Annotated in this window: 18 protein-coding genes; 12 read left to right on the top strand and 6 right to left on the bottom strand. The window is 63.5% G+C overall.

Translation table 11 applies throughout. From position 1 onward, the window contains the following. Positions 1 to 130: 130 nt before the first annotated feature. The 4 genes from NKJ40_RS15895 to NKJ40_RS15880 are packed head-to-tail and all read left to right on the top strand — an operon-like array spanning position 131 to position 6,959. Complete coding sequence (locus NKJ40_RS15895) at positions 131 to 1,135, top strand: AAA family ATPase (RefSeq protein WP_352466816.1); 1,005 nt, start codon at positions 131 to 133, stop codon at positions 1,133 to 1,135. After that, on the top strand, positions 1,135 to 2,049 hold the full coding sequence (locus NKJ40_RS15890) for a DUF58 domain-containing protein (RefSeq protein ID WP_352466815.1): 915 nt from the start codon (positions 1,135 to 1,137) through the stop codon (positions 2,047 to 2,049). Before NKJ40_RS15895 ends, NKJ40_RS15890 begins: the two co-directional genes overlap by 1 nt. Continuing rightward, positions 2,046 to 4,868 (top strand): DUF4159 domain-containing protein, encoded by a 2,823-nt coding sequence (locus NKJ40_RS15885; protein ID WP_352466814.1) that lies wholly within the window; start codon positions 2,046 to 2,048, stop codon positions 4,866 to 4,868. The genes NKJ40_RS15890 and NKJ40_RS15885 overlap by 4 nt, the downstream gene beginning before the upstream one ends. A gap of 3 nt (positions 4,869 to 4,871) precedes the next feature. Next, complete coding sequence (locus tag NKJ40_RS15880) at positions 4,872 to 6,959, top strand: hypothetical protein (protein WP_352466813.1); 2,088 nt, start codon at positions 4,872 to 4,874, stop codon at positions 6,957 to 6,959. A 40-nt stretch (positions 6,960 to 6,999) separates the two neighbouring features. Here the strand turns inward: NKJ40_RS15880 and clpS are convergent, their stop codons facing one another. From clpS to NKJ40_RS15865, 3 genes are all read right to left on the bottom strand, one after another. After that, positions 7,000 to 7,305 (bottom strand): ATP-dependent Clp protease adapter ClpS, encoded by a 306-nt coding sequence (gene clpS / locus NKJ40_RS15875; protein ID WP_023679498.1) that lies wholly within the window; start codon positions 7,303 to 7,305, stop codon positions 7,000 to 7,002. A 256-nt stretch (positions 7,306 to 7,561) separates the two neighbouring features. After that, complete coding sequence (locus tag NKJ40_RS15870; RefSeq protein WP_352450529.1) at positions 7,562 to 7,777, bottom strand: hypothetical protein; 216 nt, start codon at positions 7,775 to 7,777, stop codon at positions 7,562 to 7,564. A 36-nt stretch (positions 7,778 to 7,813) separates the two neighbouring features. Then, positions 7,814 to 8,158, bottom strand: a complete 345-nt coding sequence (locus NKJ40_RS15865) for a hypothetical protein (RefSeq protein WP_023679500.1) — start codon at positions 8,156 to 8,158, stop codon at positions 7,814 to 7,816. 237 nt (positions 8,159 to 8,395) lie between these two features. Between NKJ40_RS15865 and NKJ40_RS15860 the strand changes: the two genes are divergently transcribed. Both NKJ40_RS15860 and NKJ40_RS15855 read left to right on the top strand, forming a co-directional pair. Then, complete coding sequence (locus NKJ40_RS15860) at positions 8,396 to 9,112, top strand: response regulator (RefSeq protein ID WP_352466812.1); 717 nt, start codon at positions 8,396 to 8,398, stop codon at positions 9,110 to 9,112. Continuing rightward, positions 9,109 to 10,518 carry an ATP-binding protein gene (locus tag NKJ40_RS15855; protein WP_352466811.1) on the top strand — a complete coding sequence of 470 codons (1,410 nt, stop codon included), beginning with the start codon at positions 9,109 to 9,111 and terminating at the stop codon, positions 10,516 to 10,518. The genes NKJ40_RS15860 and NKJ40_RS15855 overlap by 4 nt, the downstream gene beginning before the upstream one ends. 56 nt (positions 10,519 to 10,574) lie before the next feature. Here the strand turns inward: NKJ40_RS15855 and choV are convergent, their stop codons facing one another. The 3 genes from choV to NKJ40_RS15840 form a co-directional block, all read right to left on the bottom strand. Next, complete coding sequence (choV, locus tag NKJ40_RS15850; RefSeq protein WP_352466810.1) at positions 10,575 to 11,756, bottom strand: choline ABC transporter ATP-binding protein; 1,182 nt, start codon at positions 11,754 to 11,756, stop codon at positions 10,575 to 10,577. Then, positions 11,753 to 12,607: a choline ABC transporter permease subunit gene (gene choW, locus NKJ40_RS15845; protein ID WP_352466809.1), complete on the bottom strand. Its 855-nt coding sequence runs from the start codon at positions 12,605 to 12,607 to the stop codon at positions 11,753 to 11,755. The genes choV and choW overlap by 4 nt, the downstream gene beginning before the upstream one ends. Positions 12,608 to 12,725: 118 nt before the next feature. Next, a complete protein-coding gene (locus NKJ40_RS15840) occupies positions 12,726 to 13,661 on the bottom strand; it encodes a choline ABC transporter substrate-binding protein (RefSeq protein ID WP_352466808.1) in 936 nt (311 codons plus the stop codon). A gap of 236 nt (positions 13,662 to 13,897) precedes the next feature. On the opposite strand from NKJ40_RS15840, the gene NKJ40_RS15835 reads away from it, so the two are divergent. From NKJ40_RS15835 to NKJ40_RS15810, 6 genes are all read left to right on the top strand, one after another. Then, the gene (locus tag NKJ40_RS15835; RefSeq protein WP_352466807.1) at positions 13,898 to 14,509 is read left to right on the top strand and encodes a thymidine kinase; all 612 of its coding nucleotides are present in this window, start codon (positions 13,898 to 13,900) and stop codon (positions 14,507 to 14,509) included. 138 nt (positions 14,510 to 14,647) lie between these two features. Next, the gene (locus NKJ40_RS15830) at positions 14,648 to 15,037 is read left to right on the top strand and encodes a c-type cytochrome (RefSeq protein ID WP_352466806.1); all 390 of its coding nucleotides are present in this window, start codon (positions 14,648 to 14,650) and stop codon (positions 15,035 to 15,037) included. A gap of 216 nt (positions 15,038 to 15,253) precedes the next feature. Next, complete coding sequence (locus NKJ40_RS15825) at positions 15,254 to 16,342, top strand: hypothetical protein (RefSeq protein ID WP_352450536.1); 1,089 nt, start codon at positions 15,254 to 15,256, stop codon at positions 16,340 to 16,342. 35 nt (positions 16,343 to 16,377) lie between these two features. Next, positions 16,378 to 17,523, top strand: a complete 1,146-nt coding sequence (locus NKJ40_RS15820) for a hypothetical protein (protein WP_352466805.1) — start codon at positions 16,378 to 16,380, stop codon at positions 17,521 to 17,523. 23 nt (positions 17,524 to 17,546) lie between these two features. Next, positions 17,547 to 19,457: an AAA family ATPase gene (locus NKJ40_RS15815; RefSeq protein ID WP_352466804.1), complete on the top strand. Its 1,911-nt coding sequence runs from the start codon at positions 17,547 to 17,549 to the stop codon at positions 19,455 to 19,457. A 69-nt stretch (positions 19,458 to 19,526) separates the two neighbouring features. After that, complete coding sequence (locus NKJ40_RS15810; protein WP_352466841.1) at positions 19,527 to 19,937, top strand: endonuclease domain-containing protein; 411 nt, start codon at positions 19,527 to 19,529, stop codon at positions 19,935 to 19,937. Positions 19,938 to 19,964 lie beyond the last annotated feature (27 nt).

Below are 19,964 nucleotides of genomic sequence, written 5' to 3'. Positions count from 1 at the left end.
ACTGTTGTTCCGCTTGTCAGCCTAAGTCTGTGATTTAAGTTCATTGCAGGCGCCATGCGAGGCCGAATCGCGGCATTCTGCGGCACCCAAGGTGCCAAGCGGTATTTCCAACCAGAAGGATCGATGCTGCATGAGCGTTATGATCAAGGAAAGCCCGATCAGCGAAAAGGACATGGTGGCACAGGCCGAGAAGGCGCTGGCCGACATTTCGAGAATCCGCGACGGCGTCGGCCGGGTCATCTTCGGCCAGGAAAGTGTCGTCGAGCGCACGCTGGTTGCATTGCTGGCCGGCGGCCATGCACTGCTGGTCGGCGTGCCCGGCCTCGCCAAGACCAAGCTGGTCGAAACGCTGGGCATCGTGCTCGGCCTCGATTCGCGCCGCATCCAGTTCACGCCCGACCTGATGCCATCCGACATTCTCGGCTCAGAAGTGATGGAGCAAGATGAATTCGGCAAGCGTTCGTTCCGCTTCATTTCCGGGCCGATCTTTGCGCAACTGCTGATGGCCGACGAGATCAACCGCGCCTCGCCCCGTACCCAGTCGGCGCTGCTGCAGTCGATGCAGGAATACCACGTCACCATTGCCGGCGTGCGCCATGACCTCCCGTCACCGTTCCATGTTCTCGCGACGCAGAACCCGCTGGAGCAGGAAGGCACCTATCCGCTGCCGGAAGCGCAGCTCGACCGCTTCCTGATGCAGGTCGACATCCTCTACCCCGAGATCGAGGCGGAGCGCCGCATCCTGCTGGAAACCACCGGTATCGAGGATGCCAAGGCTGAAAACGTGCTGCAGCCGGCGCGGCTGAAGGACATCCAGACGCTCATCCGCCGCATGCCGGTGCCTGAAAGCGTCGTCGAGGCGATCCTCAAGCTGGTGCGTTCGGCGCGCCCCGGCCAGGGCAACGCCGATACCGACAAGCACGTCGCCTGGGGCCCAGGCCCGCGCGCCAGTCAGGCGCTGACGCTGTGCGCCCGCGCCCGCGCCCTCTATGACGGCCGGTTGGCGCCGTCGGTCGACGACGTCCGCGCGCTGGCCGAGCCGGTGCTGCAGCACCGCATGGCGCTGACCTTCGCCGCCCGCGCCGAGGGCACCACGGTTCGCGATATTGTGGCGAAGCTCGCGAAAGGGATTTGATGGCGCGCATCGGTGAAGCGCAGGCACCGGCAGCGACGCGCGATGCGCTCGCCAGAGGCCGGTTGCGGGCTTCGTTGGTGCCGGACCTGCTGGTCGAGGCGCGCCGCATCGTCAACACGGTAATTGCCGGCTGGCATGGCCGCCGCAAGCGCGGCATCGGCGAGAATTTCTGGCAGTTCCGGCCCTATGTCGAAGGCGATTCCTCGCGCATCGACTGGCGCCGTTCCGCTCGCGACGACCACACCTATGTCCGCGACCGTGAATGGGAGGCCGCCCATACGGTGTGGCTGTGGGCCGACCCCTCGCCCTCCATGCTCTACAAATCGACCGGAGCCAGCGTTTCCAAGGAATCGCGCGCCCTGGTGCTGGCGCTGGCCATGGCCGAGCTTTTGTCGCGCAGCGGCGAGCGCATTGCCTGGCCGGGCCTGACCGACCCGTTCACCGCCCGCAATGGGGCCGAGCGCATCGCGGCGCAACTGATGCACGCCGCCGACCTGCCGGCAAAGCCCGACCTGTCCGGCATTCGCCGCTTCTGCGACATCGTCCTCGTCAGCGATTTCCTCGACCCGGTCGAGGACACCATGGCCTGGCTGGACGTGCTCGCCCGCCACGGCGTGCGCGCACATCTGATCGAGGTCGCCGATCCGGCCGAGGAAAGCTTCCCCTATGCCGGGCGCACCGAATTCACCGATCCTGAGACCGGTGACAAGCTGACCGCCGGCCGCGCCGAAATGCTGGGCGAGGAATATCGCCTGCTTTATGCCGCCCGCCGCCAGGAACTGGCCGCCTGGTGCAAACGGCTTGGCTGGAGCTTTACCGTCAATCATACCGATCGCCTTGCCTCCGAGGCGCTGGTGCGCATCCATATGGCGATGACCGCCGAGGGCAGCTTTGCCGGGAGGGCCCGCGCATGAGTTGGCTGCCTCTCTCTTTCGGGGCGCCGATGGTGCTGTGGGGCCTGCTGGCGCTGCCGGTGATCTGGTGGCTTCTGCGCCTGACCCCGCCCAGGCCGCAAACCGAAGTGTTTCCGCCGCTCAGGATTCTCGCCCGTGTGCTGAGGCGCGAAGAAACGCCGCAGCAGAGCCCTTGGTGGCTGACGCTGCTCAGGCTGCTGATGGCCGCGCTTATCGTGGCAGCACTTGCCGAACCCGTCTTCAACCCGCGCGAAAAGCTGCCGGCCGAGGGCGCCGCCTTGGCGCTGGTGATCGACAATGACTGGGCAAGTGCCGCCGACTGGGGCAAACGCGTCGCCACCGCCGAGCGGCTGATCGCCGATGCCAATTCGAACGGCGTGCCGGTGCTCATCGCTTTCACTGCCGAGAAGCCGAATGCCGAGATCGGTCCCTTCGATGCCGCTGCCGCGCTCGACCGGCTGCGCGCGGCAAAGCCGCGGCCGATCCCGACCGACCGCCCCGCCGTCTACGCCCGCGTCGCGTCAGCCTTGGAGTCGCTGCCGGGCGCCAGCGTCGCAGTGCTCGCCGATGGCTTGGCGGCGCAAGGCGACGAAGCCGCCTTCAACACGCTGTTGTCGAAGAATGCGGCACGCGTCGTCTGGGCCGTCTCCGACCGGCTGTCGCTGACCGGCCTGACCGGCGCCGACAACCAGGTCGACGGCTTCGCCCTGACCGCTATCCGCGCACCGGGCGATCCGGCACCTGCACAGGTGACGGCCGGCGCCTTCGACGACAAGGGCCGCCGCATCGCCGACGCGACGCTGACCTTCGCCCCGGGCGGAACCACCGCCACCAGCACGATGGCGGTCCCGTTCGAACTGCGTAACGACTTCGCCTACATCGCGCTCGATGGCGAGCGCCAGGCCGGTGCCGTCCGCGTGCTCGATGAGAGCTCAAAACGCCGCCGCGTCGGGCTGCTGTCGCAGGCCGAGGCCGACCAGGCGCAACCGCTGCTGTCGCCGCTCTACTACATCCGCCGCGCCCTGCAGCCTTTCGCCGATCTCGTCGAGCCGTCGAGCGTCGATCTCGCCGATGCCATCCCGCAACTGCTCGACCAGAAACCGGCGATGATCGTCATGGCCGATGTCGGCACCATTCCGGAACAGGCACGGCGAAGGCTGGTCGACTGGGTCGACAAGGGCGGCACGCTGGTGCGTTTTGCCGGTTCGCGGCTGGCGGCTGCCGGCAATGACGACGATCTGCTGCCGGTCCGGCTGCGTACCGGCGAGCGATCGCTTGGCGGCGCGCTGTCATGGACGGCACCGCAGCCGGTCACTGAATTCCCGAAAACCGGCCCCTTCGCCGACCTCGCGCCGCCCACCGAGGTCACCGTCACCAGGCAGGTGCTGGCCGAACCGACGCCCGACATCGTCGAGCGCACCTGGGCCACGCTTGCCGACGGTACGCCGCTGGTGACCGGGATGAAGAAGGACAAGGGCACCCTCGTGCTGTTCCACGTCACCCCCGAGGCGACGTGGTCCAACCTGCCGATCTCCGGCAGCTTCGTCGAGATGCTGCGGCGCATCGTGCAACTGTCGCGCAACCAGGGCGCGGCGGTCGCCAATGCCGAGGCCGCCGCCACGTCGCTGGCACCCTATCGCATGATCGCCGCCGACGGCACGCTGGTGCCGCCGACGCCGGATGCCAGGCCGCTGGTGCCCGGCGCCGGCCCGCTGCCGGTGACGCTGGAAAACCCGCCCGGCCTCTACGGCTCCGAGACGGGAGTGTTCGCTCACAATCTGCTCGTTGGCGACAGCGCATTCACGCCGCTGGCCCGGCCTGAAATCACCGTGCCGGTCACCACCATCCAGTATGCCTTCGACGAGCAGCGCAACCTCAAAGGTCCGCTGGTCACGGCGGCCCTGGTGCTGATGGTGCTCGACACGCTTGCCGTATTCTGGATGGGCGGCCTGTTGTCGCGCCGGCCGCGCCGTGCCGGCGCTGCGGCGACGGCAGCCGTCCTGCTGATTGCGCTCGGCGCCTTGATTGGCCACGCGGACGTCGCGCGCGCCGATGACGCCAAACCGGGAGATACGGAGGCGATCGGGGACATTTCAAAGACCCGGATCGCCTACGTGCTGACCGGCGAGCCGGGTGTCGATTCGATCAGCCGCGCCGGGCTCGAAGGCCTGACCCGCTTCCTCATCGAAAAAACCGCGCTCGAACCCGGAGCACCGGCCGGCGTCGACATTTCGAAGGACGAACTGTCCTTCTATCCGCTGATCTACTGGCCGATCGATCCCTCGGCCCCGATGCCCAGCGAGGCCGCCATCGCCCGCATCGACGCCTACATGCAGCAGGGCGGAACTGTCTTGTTCGACACCCGCGACCAGTTCGCCAATGGCATTGGTGCGGATTCGACCAGCCCGGCAACGGAGCGGCTGCGCGACATCCTCGGCAACCTCAACGTGCCACCGCTGGAACCGGTGCCGTCGGACCACGTGCTGACCAAATCCTTCTACATCCTTCCGGAGTTTCCCGGCCGTTTTGCCGGCAGCCCGCTTTGGGTCGAGGCATCGCTTGAAGCCAGCAACACCGAGAACCGCCCGGTGCGCACCGGCGACGGCGTTTCGCCGATCATGATCACCGCCAATGATTTCGCCGGCGCCTGGGCCGTCGACGAGAATGGCGACCCGCTATTGCCGACCGTGCCGTCGGATCCGATGCAGCGCATCTATGCGCTGCGCGCCGGCGTCAACATCATGATGTACATGCTGACCGGCAACTACAAATCCGACCAGGTGCACGTCCCGGTGCTGCTCGAACGGCTGGGGCAATAGACCATGAACTGGTCACTCGCCTTCGAACCGCTCATCATCTGGCCGCTGCTCGCAGCGGTTGTGGTGCCGCTGCTGCTGCTGGCGCTGGTCGGCGTTTGGTTTCGCCAGCGCGGCGCGGTCTTCCGCCTGGCAGCCCTGATTGCTCTGGCTGCGGCGCTGCTCAATCCGGTGTTCCTCGACGAAGAACGCGAGCCACTGAAAAGCATCGTCGCCGTCGTCGTCGACCGCAGTCAGAGCCAGGATATCGGCGACCGCACCAAGCAGACCGACACGGCATTGGCCGGGCTTCAGCAGCGTCTAGGCCGCTTCAAGCAGTTCGACGTCCGTGTCATCGAAGCCGGCAAGTCCGAAGCCGCCGACGAGCGCACCGAGACGCGGTTGTTTTCCTCGCTCGAAAATGCTTTCCGCGAGGTGCCGCCGTCGCGCATTGGCGGCGCCATCATGATTACCGATGGCGAGGTCCATGACGCGCCACCCGGCGCGCCCGACTTCAATGCCCCGCTGCATGCGCTGATTACCGGCAACGACCATGAAAAAGACCGCCGCATCCGCTTCGAGAATGCGCCGCGTTTCGGCCTCGTCGGCAAGCCGCTCGACATGACCTATCGCGTCATTGCCACCAACAACGAAACCGGCCCGGTCGACGTCCGCGTATCGGTCAATGGCGAGCAGGTATCGGTCGAGCACGCCAACATCGGCCAGGCGATGCCGCTGCAGGTGACCATTCCCAACGCCGGGCGCAACATCGTCGAACTCGCCATCAACCACGAGCCGGGCGAACTTACCGACACCAACAACCGCGCCATCGCGCTGATCGACGGCATCCGCGAAAATCTGCGCGTGCTGCTTGTTTCCGGCGAACCGCATGCAGGCGAGCGCACCTGGCGCAATTTGCTGAAATCCGACGCTTCGGTCGACCTCGTGCACTTCACCATCCTGCGCCCACCGGAAAAGCAGGACGGTACGCCGATCAACGAATTGTCGCTGATCGCCTTCCCGACGCGCGAGTTGTTCGTCGAGAAGATCAAGGATTTCGACCTGATTATCTTCGACCGCTATCAGCACCGCGACGTGCTGCCGATCCTCTATTACGACTACATCTCCGAATATGTCGAAAAAGGCGGCGCGCTGCTAATCGCGGCAGGCCCCGAATACGCCGGCGAAAGCTCGATCGCCCGCACGCCGCTGATGTCGGCGCTGCCGGCAATGCCGACCGGCGAGGTCATCGACAAGGCCTTCTATCCGCGCCTCACCGATACCGGCCAGCGTCATCCAGTAACGCGCGGGCTTGATGGCTCGGCGACCGAGCCGCCGCACTGGAGCCGCTGGTTCCGCACCATCGGCGTCGAGAACCCCGAGGGCGAGGTGGTGATGAAGGGCGCCGACAACCGGCCGCTGCTGCTGCTCGACCGCAAGGGCGAAGGCCGCGTCGGCATGCTTCTGTCCGACCAGGGCTGGCTGTGGGCGCGCGGCTTCGAGGGCGGCGGGCCGCATGTCCAACTCTACCGGCGCATCGCCCACTGGCTGATGAAGGAGCCCGAACTCGAGGAGGAGCGGCTGACCGCCGACGGCCGCGGCATGGTGCTGGAGATCCGCCGCCAGACGATGAGTGACGATCCCGGCCCGGCGCAAGTCATCACGCCGTCCGGCAAGGCACTGATCGTCAGGCTTGAGAAGTCCGAGCCAGGCGTCTTCCTCGGCAGCGTCGAGACCAGCGAAATCGGTCTCTATCAGGTCGGCAATGGCGACCTGACGGCATTGGCCCATGTCGGGCCGGTCAACGCGCCGGAATTCACCGACGTCGTCTCCACCGAAAACCGGCTGAAACCACCGGCTGAGGCAACTGGCGGCAGCGTTCGCCGGCTGGCGCCGGCCTCGGCACTTGGCACTCTCACCAGCACGGTCACGCTACCCTCGATCGTTCCGGTCCGTTCCTCGGGCGCTGCCTCCGGCAATGACTGGATCGGGCTGCGCACCACCGACGACAGCGTGCTCAAGGCCGTCTCGCGCGTGCCGCTGTTCGGCGGCTTCCTCGGCCTCGGCCTGCTGCTTCTGGCGATGGGCTCGATGTGGTACCGCGAAGGGCGGTAGTTCCCTTCTCTCTCCCTGCAAACGGGGCGGGGGAGGAGCCCTACTCCTCCGGCTCCGTCGTGAACATCAGCGGGTAGCCCTTGGCCTTGCCGGCATCGGTTGCCCGCGCCGCCTTAGTCTCGGCGACATCCCTGGTGAAGACGGCGACAACGCAGACGCCTCGCCGGTGCGCAGTGATCATTATCCTATGCGCCTGGTCTTCACTGAGCTTGAACTCGGCCTTCAGCACCGTCACGACGAACTCGCGCGGCGTGAAATCGTCATTGACCAGGATGACCTTGTAGAGCTTCGGCCGTTCGACCTTCGGCTTCGTGCTGGTACGGGGTTTTGTCGTGATTTCAGGCATTGGACCGGCAATTGCGTACGACAGCTTTGCGGTCATTTTGACATGAGCAAAAGCGGTCGTCCATTCAACCGCGCGCGATCGGCTTCCCGGCGGGGCGCAGTTCAAAGTCCGTGTCTATTTGGGAACTGCCGGCTGGCGATCAACTGGCGGTGTGGGCCGGGACTGGCCGTACTGTCTGCACGCCAACAAAAGATGACCGCTCCAGGCAAATCGCAACTGGAGCGGTCTTCTCGTAGGGTAAAAAGATGTCGCGTGATCAGGCCTTCGGAGCTGCCTTGACCGCGTGCTTCTTGTGCTTCTTGACGGTCTTCTTGGCAGCGACCTTCTTCACGGCCTTGGCCGGCGCAGCAGTCGTCGTTGTCGTCGCAGCCGGGGTGGTGGTCGCGGCATTGGCGCTGCTGGCGCCGAGAACCGGCATCGAGACGGCCAGCGCGATGGCGAGACCGAGGGCGGAGAGGAGGGACTTTTTCATGGCTTCACTTCCTTTTTGTGCAGATCGGATTGAGTGTCACTGAACGGGATCGATCGGTGTCACTCCAAGCAGCTTCAAAGCGTTCGCGAGCATCCGGATTCCCTGTGCCTGTTTCTTGTTGGCGCAGAACCGGTTTCCCTTTCTTTGAAGTGCTTTCGCCGCGGTGACCTGCGTTGCCGCGGCATGGGTTTCGAGGGCTTCGTCAAACTGGCGGTTCAGATCGATGCAACGCTCGCTGCGGGTGGTCGCCACCTTTGCATCGGCCGCCTTTGCATTGGCTACCTTCGCATCGGCCAGTTTTGCATCGGCATGTTCGACCGCGGCCGTGACGAGCGAAATGGAAAGCAACGCACCCATCAGACTGATCGAGAACCTTTGCATTGGTCTGTCCGTAATCCCGTAACGCGTGTCGCAGCCGATGACCTGACCGCCACGGCACCACTTATGCCTTTGATTTTTTTCGGTAGTTTTTCCGGATTGTAGAATTTTGTTTCTGGATTGTTTCTGGGCAGCCCGGATCGAGCCGCCGATCTCCACTGGCCAACTTATGGCCTGAATTCTATCGTCTGGCTGACGGGCGAAGCACGGCTTGGGCTATCCACAAATGACAGGTTCCCTGTGAAATCCGACCCCCACATACTGATCGTCGACGACGACAAGGGCATTCGCGACCTGCTTCAGGAATTCTTCCAGAAGCGAGGGCTGCATACATCGGTCGCCGCCGACGGCACCGAGATGGAGACCGTGCTGCGCCGCGCCCAGGTCGACCTGATCGTTCTGGACGTCATGCTGCCCGGCAGGAGCGGGCTGGAGCTCTGCCGCGAGTTGCGCGCCAATTATTCGACACCGATCATCATGCTGACCGCGGTCACCGAGACCACCGACCGCGTCGTCGGCCTGGAGATGGGCGCCGACGACTACGTGCCGAAACCCTTCGATCCGCGCGAGCTGCTCGCACGCATCCGGGCCGTCTTGAGACGCAATGGCGCCGCCGAACCGCGACGCGCCGCCTCGCGGCAGATCTACCATTTCGCCGGCTGGACGATGGACTGTTCGCGCCGCCGGCTGATGGCGCCCGGCGACGTCAGGATCGAGCTGACGATGGCCGAATTCAATCTGCTGCAGACCTTCGTCAAGAGCGCGCAGCGCGTGCTGAGCCGCGAGCAGCTCATTGAGCTGTCCGGCGGCGACAGCGGCTACAGCTTCGACCGCAGCGTCGACATTCTGGTCAGCCGGCTGCGGCGCAAGATGGAGGACGACCCGAAAACGCCGAAGCTGATCCTGACCGTGCGCAGCGGCGGCTACCAGTTCCTGCCTGAGACGACCTCCGAATGAGACGCATTCTGCCGCAAACGCTGCCGGTCTGGGTGCTGCTCATCGTCATCGCCGGCCTGCTGATCAGCCAGATCGCGACCCTCTACATCGTTTCGCGCGACCGTGCCGCCGCCAATGACGTCGTAGATCTCTATCGGCTCAACGACCGCGCCTTCTCGCTGGTACAGCTGATGCATGACGCCACCCCCGAACAGCGCAAGGGGACGGCCTCCGGCCTGTTCAACGCCACTTATGCGCTCACCGTCTCCGGCACGCCCGCTGTTACTTCCTCGATAGCCGGCGACGACGAGCTGGCCGAATTGGAGGACATATTGGTCGGCCGGCTATCGAAGTTCGGCATCACCGACGCGCGGGTCCGCCGCGACCCGGCAACGCACGAAGCCGACGCTCCCGGTGGGACGGTCGCCGGTCCCGATATCGGCCAGGTCGAGCGCGACCTGCTGGTGCTGGCGGCCGATTTCGCCCAGAGCGACAAGCTGACCGCCTCGCTTCGCTTTGCCGACGGCCAATGGCTGAACTTCACCGAGCCGAACACACCGGCCGGGCCGATACTGAGCTTCGACAGCCTGCCGCTCTATGCCTTGATCGCCGGGCTGGTGGTGGCTTCCTCGATCTGGTCGCTGCGCCGGCTGACGGCGCCCTACCGGATGATGGAGACCGCGGTGAAGCGGATCGGCGAGGACCTGAAGAGCCCGCCGATCGCCGAGAGCGGCAGCCGCGAGGTGCGTACCGCGGCAAAGGCGGTCAATGCCATGCAGGCGAGGCTGCGCGCCTATGTCGAGGACCGCGAGCATCTTGCGGCCGCACTGGCGCACGACCTGCGCACGCCGCTGACCAGGATGCGGCTGCGCCTCGAACTGCTGAGGAATTCGTCCGTGCGCGCCGCACTGGCGCACGACCTCGCCGACATCGAAGGTATTGCCAGCTCGGTTATCGACTTCGCCACTTTCGAGGTGACCGAGGAACAGAGCGAGAGGATCGATTTCTGGTCGCTGGTGGTATCGATCGCCGACGGCTTCGACGAGGTCTCCTTCGACAATGACGATGCGCGCTCGCGCGGCCTGATCTGCGTCGCGCGGCCGGTCGCGCTCCGGCGCTGCGTCACCAACCTCGTCCAGAACGCGGTGACCTACGGCAAGAAGGCGCATCTCAGCCTGCGTCAATCGGGCAGGATCATCACGCTGGCGATCCGCGACGAGGGTCCGGGCATACCGCAGGCCGAGCTCGACGCCGTGTTCGGCTCGTTCGTGCGCCTGGAACAATCGCGCAACCGCCAGACCGGCGGCCTCGGCCTCGGCTTGACCATCGCCCGCAACATCGCCCGTAGCGCCGGCGGCGAAGTCAGCCTGTCCAACCATCCCGATGGCGGCCTGCTGACCGAGCTGCGCCTGCCGCTGGCGGTTTAGCTTGCGGTATCGGGCTAAGCCGACGTTTGGTCTTCGTTCTCTCCCAAGGAGAAAAACTATCTTCGCAGCACCGCGCTCAGCACATCCCTGACGCCGATGGCGCCGACGAAGCGTGACTGGTCGTCGAACAGCGCCACCGGTGCGGTCTGCGAGCGATGCATGGCCAGCATCACGGTTTTCAGCGACGTGCCGGGATTGGCCCAGAATACCTGCGCCGTCTCCTCCGGCTGGGCTTCGACATCGGCGCAGGACACCCATACCGCCGGCTTGCCGTCGCGCTCGGCCGCCGCCACCAGCCCATGCTCGTCGATCTTGAACCGCGTCGTCTTGCGCCGGTCGAGCCACACCCAGCCGTTCTCGCCGTGTTCGAGGTCGCGGCGGTCGCGCATGACGTTCCAGGCGGTCAGCACCGAAAGCGGGTTCACATTGGCGATGAAGTCGCGGACATAATCGTTGGCGGGCCGCAGCACGATGTCTTCCGGCGCGCCGGTCTGCACGATGCGCCCACCTTCCATGATGGTGATATGGGTGCCGATCTTCAGCGCCTCCTCGAGGTCATGGCTGACGAAGATGATGGTCTTCTTCAGCTCGGCCTGGAGCTGCAGCAACTCGTCCTGCAGCTTGGTCCGGATCAGCGGATCGAGCGCCGAGAACGGCTCGTCCATCAACAGGATCGGCGCCTCGGTGGCAAAGGCGCGCGCCAGGCCGACGCGCTGCTGCATGCCGCCGGAAAGCTCATGCGCATACTTTTTCGACCACTGGTCGAGATGGACCAGCTTCAGCTGCCTGTTCACCCGCTCCTTGCGCTCGGCTTCGGGTACCCCGGCGAGCTCGAGGCCAAGGCCGACATTCTCCTCCACGGTGCGCCACGGCAGCAGGCCGAACTGCTGGAACACCATTGCCACCTGCTTCTGCCGCAGCCGACGAAGCGTCGCCTCGTCGCAGGTGACGACGTCGACCGTACCGTCGCCGTCCTTGACCAGCACCTGACCGCGCGAGACGACGTTCAGCCGGTTGACGGCTCTGAGCAGCGTCGATTTGCCGGAGCCGGAAAGCCCCATCAGCACCGAGATCTCGCCCTCGTTCACGGTGAGGCTGGCGCCGGCGCAGCCCAGCACGTTGCCAGTCTGTTCGAGGATCTCGGCACGGGTTGCACCACTGTCGATCAGCGCCAGCGAGCCGGCCTGGTCGGCGCCAAAGACGATGTCGACATTTCTGAAATCGACGGCGACGGTCATTTCTTGCCTCCCACGCCGATGCGCGTCATCCGGTCGAGCACTATGGCGAGCACGACGATGGCCAGACCTGCCTCAAGCCCGAGGTCGATCCGGCGCGAACCGAGCGCCCGGTTGATTTCTGTACCGAGCCCGCCGGCGCCGATCAGGGCGGCGAACACCACCATCGACAGCGACAGCATGATCGACTGGGTCAGTCCAGCCATGATGGTCGGCAGCGCCGAAGGCAGCTCGACCTTCCACAGCAGCTGGCGCTTGGTGGCGCCGAACGCCTCACCCGCCTCCACGATCGATTTCGGCACCGAGGTGACGCCGAGATGCGTGAGCCGAACCGAGGTCGGAATGACGAAGATGATGGTGACGATCAGGCCGGGCGCGTTGCCGAGGCCGAACAGGGTCAGCACCGGGATCAGGTAGACGAAGGTCGGCAGCGTCTGCATCAGGTCGAGCACCGGCAGCATGACGCGATAGACTTTCGGCTTGTGCGCGGCCCAGATGCCGAGCGGCACGCCGATAGCCATCGAGACGGCGGCCGCGGCAACGACCAGCACCAGCGTCTCCACCGTCTGCTTCCACAGGTTCTGGTTCAGAATGAACAGCAGTCCGATGAACACCGCGAGGGCCAGGCCTTTCGAACGCTGCAGGAAATAGGCGAGCAAAGCGATCAGGGCGATCAGCAGAACCGGCGGCAGCAACAGCAGTCCGTCGACGATGCCGTCGAGCAGAAAGTTGAGGCTGTTGGAAAAAGCCCTGAAGACGGTGTCGAAATTGTCGGTGAGAAAGCCGAAAAACGCCTTCCCCCATGCCCCAATGGGAATCTTGTAACTGACCAGGAATTTGGAGATCGGATCCATCTAGCCCCTCTTCTGCCGGCGCCGTCCTTTGCCGGACGGTCATCTTGTCACAGGATATGAAAAAGGGCAGCCATTTCTACCGTGGCTGCCCCTTGTCTCGTCATGCCAGATGGTCGGGTCAGCTTCCGAGCGCTGTTTTCACCGCTGCTGCCGCATCGCCGCCGTCGAAGGTGGTGACGCCGGCGATCCAGGGAGCGACCGCGTCCGGATGCTTCTTCAGCCAGTCGGTCGCGACCGTATTGGCGTCGCCGCCCTTCAGGATCGCGTCCATCATCTCGCCTTCCATGTCCAGATTGAATTTCAGGTTGGTGATGAACTTGCCGACATTAGGGCACTCGGTTGTGTAACCCTTGCGTACGTTGGTATGCACAGTCGCAGCGCCGAAGCCGCTATCGCCCATCCCGTCGAGATAGGTGATCTTCATGGCGCCCATCACCGGATGCGGCGTCCAGCCGAGGAAGGCAATCCATTCATTGTTCTTCATCGACTGCTCGGCCTGGGTGAGCATGCCGGCCTCGGAAGATTCGACCAGTTCGAAGCCTTCGAGATTGGTTTTCGGATCCTTGATCATGTCGAGGATGATGCGGTTGCCGTCATTGCCGGCCTCGATGCCGTAGATCTTGCCGTCGAACTTGTCCTTGAACTTGCCGAGATCGGTCAACGTCTTGACACCGGCATCGGCAACATAGGTCGGAACGACGATACCGTAGCCGGCACCGCTGAGATTTTCGCTGACGGTCTCGACCGAGCCTTCGGCGGTATAGTCCTTGATGTCGTTGGTCATCGACGGCATCCAGTTTCCGAGGAACACGTCGAGATCTTTGTTCTTCAGGGACGCATAGGTCACCGGCACCGAAAGCTGGATCACCTGCGGCTCGTAGCCGAGCGCCGTGAGCAGCACCGAGGCGACGCCGGTGGTCGCCTGGATGTCGGTCCAGCCGACATCGGAGAGACGCACCGTCTTGCAGCTTTCCGGATCGCCGGCGAAGGCCCCAGTCGTGGATAGAAAAGCCGCCAGGCCGAGGCCGGCGACGAATGAACTCATACGCGACATGAAAATTCTCCCATTTCAGTTCTCGGTGAAGTGAAGCGACGGTTTTATCTCCGCCTTGTCACGTCAGCCAAACATCATTCTGCTGCGGTTTCAAGCACTAAGGCAATCACGAACAACGGCGCAGGCTGGCCGATCAGCGACACGCCCGCCGCTTTCCGGATGGAAGTCGCCTTTTCCCGGTGGAATGTAGGCGCTCCCCCTCCCCGCTTTGTTGCAACTCGGCTTAAAAGGACGGCATGGCCAAACTGTACTTCCACTACGCGACGATGAATGCCGGCAAGACGACGATGCTGTTGCAGGCCTCGTACAATTACCGCGAGCGCGGCATGACGACGATGCTGTTCATCGCCGGCCACTACCGCAAGGGCGATACCGGGCTGATCTCGTCGCGCATCGGCCTGGAGACGGAAGCCGAGATGTTCCGCGACGGCGACGATCTGTTTGCCCGGGTCGCCGAGCATCACGACCACGCCACGGTCCATTGCGTCTTCGTCGACGAGGCGCAATTCCTAGAAGAGGAGCAAGTCTGGCAACTCGCCCGCATCGCCGACCGGCTGAACATCCCTGTCATGTGCTACGGCCTGCGCACCGATTTCCAAGGCAAGCTGTTTTCCGGCTCGCGCGCCCTGCTGGCGATCGCCGACGACCTGCGCGAGGTGCGCACCATCTGCCGTTGCGGCCGCAAGGCGACGATGGTGGTACGCCTCGGCGCCGACGGCAAAGTGGCGAAACAGGGCGAACAGGTGGCGATCGGCAAGGACGTCTATGTCTCGCTCTGCCGCCGCCATTGGGAAGAAGAAATGGGCCGCGCCGTGCCCGACGATTTCATCGGCTTCACCAAAACCTGACCAGCGCTATTTGTTTCATCCGGCCTTGATTTGGCGCACGCCGAACAGCTTGAAACAGCAATCGTTTCCGCCATCATGCGGCGTTTGTTAAGCGTGCCGCCTATTTTGATCCGCAGCCAGAGCCGTCGGGGAGTTCTTATGCTTCGAGCCATTTCGTCTGCCGCTGCTTTCCTCATCGCCGGCGCTCTTGCCGCGCATGCCGACGGCGATGCCGCTCTCGGCAAGAAAGTCTTCAACAGATGCATGGCCTGTCACGAGGCAACGAGCGACCGCGACAAGGTCGGCCCGCATCTGCTGGGTGTCGTCGGCCGGACCGCCGGCACCGCGGACAGTTATCTCAGGCGCTACTCGCAGGGGATGAAGGACGCCGGCGCCGCCGGCTTGGTCTGGGACGAAGCAAACCTTGCCGAATACCTGCGCGCGCCGCGGCAGAAGGTCCCCGGCAACAAAATGGCCTTCTCCGGCCTGACCAGCGACGACGACATCGCCAACGTCATCGCCTACCTCAAGGCCGATCCCAAGCCCTGAGCGTCGCTCCCGAGCAAAAGTCCAGCCGCGGTTGGAAGCGGTGCCAAGCCGGCCGGCAGTTACACCGTAATCATTGCCTGACTATCCTGCAGTCGGCCTCCTGAAATTCTTTTGTTTTCCTGTAATCCCATGTCTTCCGTCTTTCATTCGCCAAACCCGGCACATATATTCGCGGCGGTTTGCGACACGAAACCGATGCCGAAGCGGGAGGCCCCAATGGCGACATTGCAGAATTTCGATGCCGAGATTGCCAAGACCAAGCAGGTCGTGGAGGACATGCGCACCAAGATCGAGCAGTCCGGTACCGTGCTCGACACGCTCGCCACCGCCGACAAGAAGATCGGGGACGCCAATTTCGACATCGAGAATGCCCGCATCGAGGATGTGCTGAAGCAGCAGAAGGTGATGGAAGGCAATATCGCCGACCTGATCATCGGCCTCGAGGACGCCACCAACGTCTTCGGCGCCGAATTCGAGAGCATGAAGAACTACACCGGCTGGGAAAATTTCGTCGGTGTCTTCTCCAGCCAGCGCAAGCAGCGCCTGCGCACCGACCGCGTCCGCAACATGTCGCTGGCCGGCAATTTGCAGGAGCTGCTGGCGAAATCCGACACAATCGTCGGCATCCTCAAGGCGCAGAAGCAGGTTCTCGACACCCGCTACAAGACCTCCGAGGCCAGCCTGTCGCAGGTGATCGAGCGCCGCAAGACCACCATGTCCAATCTCGAGACCGTGCAGAAGCGCATCGAGGAACTCAACCCGATGCTGCTCGACATCGAGAACAAGATCGCCGCCTCGACCAGCCAGAAGGAGCGCACGCAGCTTGAAGGCGAACGCTCGAAACTGGCCACGGAATACAACGAGAAGCAGGCCAAGGAGCAGGAATTGCTGGCCGAAAGCCAGACGCTGGAGCGCTATACCTCGATGTTCCAGACCTTCGTCGATTCGCTCAACAACCAGATCGCGGCGCAATCGACGCTGATCAACAAGCTGACCATCGATACCGAGCAGCGCATCGTTCTGTACAAGGCGCTGGAAGATTCGCTGAAGACCGCCGCCCAGCAGGATGTCGCCCACAAGATCAACACGCTGGGCAGCCAGGTCGACAACACCGCCGAAGAGACCATGGCCGGCATCGGTGCCGCCTCGCAAAAGCACATCGGCGATCTGCTTGAAATGCATGAGAAGAACATGGTCGCCACCGCCGACATCCAGCGCCGCAAGAAGCTCGCCGACGATGCCTTCGCCCGCCGCTTCGACGATGTGATGAAGAAGCACAATTCGGCAAATTACGTTCAGTCGTAATTGCTGCACGTGCACTGCTCCCAAGGGCTGGCGCCATGACCCCCGAAAACGAAGCCGCGGCGCGCTATTTCTCGGCGATCGCGGCGGCACTTGGCGGCCTCGAAGTGTTCATGCGCGACGATCGCTCGCCGCTCTACCGGCACGGCATCGTCGCCAAGGTCGTCGCCGAATATATTGCGCGGCTCGACAAGTCATTCTCGTGCTGGCGCAACCGGCTGGGCTTCACCGAGACGTTCCGCATCTCGCGCGCCGAAAGCGGTTTCCCGGTCTTCCAGAACCTGCTCGAGTTGGAGAACGACCGGCTCCAGGCCGATGCGCGCCTCGCCAATCTCCCGCTGGCCGTCGAGCTGCGCGAGGAAATGGCGGACTTCATCCTGCGCCACAAGGAATTCCCCGAAGCGCTGCAGAAGTCGATGGCCGAGCGGCTTTACCTCGAGGATGTCAAGAGCGAGACCACCTTCGGCCCGTTCACGCTGGCCCAGACGGTCAAGGTATCGGTCAATCCGAAGACGTTGCGGCCCTATTATCTGGTCCACTGGGCCTGCTTCGACGGCAGCGCCAACCTGCCGCTTGTCTATATGGTGACGGTCGAGGATTCCTCGGACGACATGATCCGGCAGCTTGTCGACTCCAGCGGCAAACTTAATGAGAGGGTCGACATTCCGCTGCCGGTCGACGGCTTGCTCAATCCCGAGCTTGCCCACCGTTTTGACGATTTTACTGAGAAGAATTCCGGCTACGCGCTGTCGCCGGCGACCATCGCGGTCAACCTCGACAAGGATTTCGAGCCGCTGCATCCCAAGCAGCTGCGTCGCGTCGTGCTCGGCCCGTTCTATTCTGCAGGGATTACCGACAACAATTCGACGGTGAGCGAAGTGCTGGCCAAGGTCCGCAAGCCGGAAAACGCCTGGCTGCTGACCTGGACCATCCAGGAGATCTTTTCCAAGGCCGAAAAGCCAGGCCGCAAGGGGCTGTTTTCGAGCGAAAAGACGACGCAGGAATTCTTCATCAATACCGACGATCTCGAGGCCGCGCGGCAAGGCGTGTCGAGCTATGAGAACCATGCGCTGATCCCGCACGAGGCCTATCAGGCGCTCTATGCCGCCGGCGAGGCGCAGAAGATCTTTTCGGGCTACAAGGTCCACATCCTGTCCAAAGGGCAGGTCATCAGCGACGTCTGACGTCAAATCGCGGAGCATCCTCCATGGACACCGGCCTGACCACCATCCCGGAAGCAGCAATTGAAAAGCACCGCGCCACTGCGCAGAGCTTCATCACCCGCATCGTCGTGCTGGAAGACCCGTCGCGCGAGTCCGGCACCGCGCTTGCCGGCACCAACCGCCGCTTCGTCTCGACCGTCTCGGTCGGCTCGGTGCGCCGCACGCGCGAGGTCGAGCTCGCCAAAACCGTCGCCGCCGTCCATTCCGACGACCAGTTGCTGACCATCCCGCAGCACACGCTGTTGTTTCGCGCCCGGCGCGGCACAGCGATAGCGCTGGCCATATCGGATGTCTTCGCCGAGGGCTCGGACCTCGAAAGCCTGCAGGCGAAAAACGCCCGCGCGCCGCTCGAAGGCGATGAAGCTGCCACCTTCAAGAAGCTGCTGTCGGCCTCTGCCTACATCTCCGCCTTCAGCCTTGCCTCCTATTTGTTCCAGCTGATCGACAGCGACGGCGAGGCGCCGAACGACACGCCCGAGCCGGACTTTCTGTTCGACACGCCACAGGATGCGGTGAAGTCGATCGTGGCCGGGCTCGACAGGGCGATAGCAGGTTCGAAGGACGATGCCGACCTGATGACCCGCGCCCGCGCCTTTGCCCGCGTCGCCATCGACGGGCTGTTGGCGCGAAAGGGCCGCTTCGACGGCATCGGTCCGTTCGAGAACGCGCATATCCGCATCGACGTCGACGATTTTACCCTTGACGGTTTCGACGTCGCGCCGGGTAAGCGGGCAAAGCCGCTGGTGATGACCTTCAAAAAACCGGAAGAGGTCGTCGGCAACCACATCGCCAAGTACCAGTCGGTCAAGCTTGCCAAGATGCTGATGGCCTACGATTTCGAACGCGAGCTGAACCCGTTCGTCGAGCTCGGCGGCTTCCTGTTTACTTTCATCGGCGACGGCGCGCCCGGCACCGGCAAGACGACGCTGATCCAGATGATCGCCGGCCTCCTCAACGGCTACTGCCAGGTCGCCGGCTATCCCTTCGCCTACGAGAATTTCGGCGTCGACCAGATCTCCTCCTACCAGGGCAAGTCCGGCCAGAACTGCCGCCAGTTCATCAACAATGTGCTGAACCCGCGCGTCATCGGCTTCGGCACCATCGACGATATCGACCAGGTGGCGGCACGTCGCTCCGACGATCGCGCCTCGGCCGGCCAGCAGGAAATCACCGGTGTGCTTATGGACGCCTTTGGAGGTGCAGCGACCGTGGTGCGCGGCAACTGCTCCTTCGGCATGTTCTCCAACTATCCCGAAAATGTCGACGACGCGCTGCGCCAGCGCGCCGGTGCCCGCTGGCTGGTCGACGGCCCGCAGAGCCGCGACGACTACATCGACATCTTCGTCCTGCTCGCCGGCAAGAACCACAAGATCCCGCTCGGCGACCACAAGCTCTATGCGGCGCAAGAGATCCAGCGCGCCGTGATGGAAGCTTACGAGGAGCATGAGAAGCCGCAGGAAGACGGGTTGATGAAGGTCTATGAGCGCTACATGAAGGAAAACGGCGCGCCGAAGACGATGGCCGACATCGGCACTTATCTGCACATGATCAAGGATGCCGAGCCGCGCTTTACCGGCCGCGCCATCAAGAACGTCACCGACGCCATCAAGATGCGCGCCATGGACATCGAATTGCCCGACGAATGGTTCGAAAAGCCGGAAGCCTTCATGCACAAGGGTTACGACGACAAGAAAGCCATGATCGAGGAACTGCGCGGGCCATTCTCGATGGACATGGTCATGCAGGAGATCAACCGCTACGCGGATTCCGAATTCCGCTATTCCGACAAGTCCGACGATGCGGCGGTGACCAAGATGATCCGCGACACCCGTCTGCGGGAGCGTGCGGTGCGTGAGATCGAGGAGATGAAGAAGAAAGGGCTGTGGAATGCGTGAGCCTGGCGCTTCTCCCTTCTCCCCGTTCACGGGGAGAAGGTGCCCGAAGGGCGGATGAGGGGCAGCGCTGTGCGTAGTGGAAACGAGCAGAAGGTGGCGAGGGCCAGGCAGCTTCGAAAAGTCGAGAATGATGCTGAGGAATGGCTATGGCACGAACTGCGCGGGCGACGATTGAACGGCCACAAGTTTGTTCGCCAACTACCGATCGGTCCCTATTTCGCCGACTTCGCCTGCCGCGAAGCCAATCTGGTTGTGGAAGTCGATGGAAGTCAACACGTAAATCGATCTCGGGATCGATACAGGGATGAGACCATGAACAGGAACGGTTGGTCGGTGTTGAGGGTTTGGCACGCGGATGTTCTAACGGCCCGCAAGAGCGTGCTGGATACGATCGTTGCGGCCCTGGATGGTCGGCTCAATCAGAAAATGATTGCTGTCGACGCGAAATTTCTGCCCTCGTCACCGTTGGGTGAAAGATGATGAGCGTCTGCGCCGCCCCTCATCCGC

This window comes from Mesorhizobium sp. M0119 (assembly GCF_040322615.1).
Taxonomy (GTDB): Bacteria; Pseudomonadota; Alphaproteobacteria; order Rhizobiales; family Rhizobiaceae; genus Mesorhizobium.
The sequence above is the reverse complement of the archived record's forward strand: the minus strand, read 5'-3'. Positions and strand labels throughout refer to the sequence as shown.

What these genes read in the sequence shown, in the direction of transcription:
- NKJ40_RS15895 (WP_352466816.1), top strand. Translation starts at nt 131, where the DNA reads ATGAGCGTTATGATCAAGGAAAGCCCGATCAGCGAAAAGGACATGGTG.
- NKJ40_RS15890 (WP_352466815.1), top strand. Translation starts at nt 1,135, where the DNA reads ATGGCGCGCATCGGTGAAGCGCAGGCACCGGCAGCGACGCGCGATGCG.
- NKJ40_RS15885 (WP_352466814.1), top strand. Translation starts at nt 2,046, where the DNA reads ATGAGTTGGCTGCCTCTCTCTTTCGGGGCGCCGATGGTGCTGTGGGGC.
- NKJ40_RS15880 (WP_352466813.1), top strand. Translation starts at nt 4,872, where the DNA reads ATGAACTGGTCACTCGCCTTCGAACCGCTCATCATCTGGCCGCTGCTC.
- clpS (WP_023679498.1), bottom strand. Translation starts at nt 7,305, where the DNA reads ATGCCTGAAATCACGACAAAACCCCGTACCAGCACGAAGCCGAAGGTC.
- NKJ40_RS15870 (WP_352450529.1), bottom strand. Translation starts at nt 7,777, where the DNA reads ATGAAAAAGTCCCTCCTCTCCGCCCTCGGTCTCGCCATCGCGCTGGCC.
- NKJ40_RS15865 (WP_023679500.1), bottom strand. Translation starts at nt 8,158, where the DNA reads ATGCAAAGGTTCTCGATCAGTCTGATGGGTGCGTTGCTTTCCATTTCG.
- NKJ40_RS15855 (WP_352466811.1), top strand. Translation starts at nt 9,109, where the DNA reads ATGAGACGCATTCTGCCGCAAACGCTGCCGGTCTGGGTGCTGCTCATC.
- choV (WP_352466810.1), bottom strand. Translation starts at nt 11,756, where the DNA reads ATGACCGTCGCCGTCGATTTCAGAAATGTCGACATCGTCTTTGGCGCC.
- choW (WP_352466809.1), bottom strand. Translation starts at nt 12,607, where the DNA reads ATGGATCCGATCTCCAAATTCCTGGTCAGTTACAAGATTCCCATTGGG.
- NKJ40_RS15840 (WP_352466808.1), bottom strand. Translation starts at nt 13,661, where the DNA reads ATGTCGCGTATGAGTTCATTCGTCGCCGGCCTCGGCCTGGCGGCTTTT.
- NKJ40_RS15835 (WP_352466807.1), top strand. Translation starts at nt 13,898, where the DNA reads ATGGCCAAACTGTACTTCCACTACGCGACGATGAATGCCGGCAAGACG.
- NKJ40_RS15830 (WP_352466806.1), top strand. Translation starts at nt 14,648, where the DNA reads ATGCTTCGAGCCATTTCGTCTGCCGCTGCTTTCCTCATCGCCGGCGCT.
- NKJ40_RS15825 (WP_352450536.1), top strand. Translation starts at nt 15,254, where the DNA reads ATGGCGACATTGCAGAATTTCGATGCCGAGATTGCCAAGACCAAGCAG.
- NKJ40_RS15820 (WP_352466805.1), top strand. Translation starts at nt 16,378, where the DNA reads ATGACCCCCGAAAACGAAGCCGCGGCGCGCTATTTCTCGGCGATCGCG.
- NKJ40_RS15815 (WP_352466804.1), top strand. Translation starts at nt 17,547, where the DNA reads ATGGACACCGGCCTGACCACCATCCCGGAAGCAGCAATTGAAAAGCAC.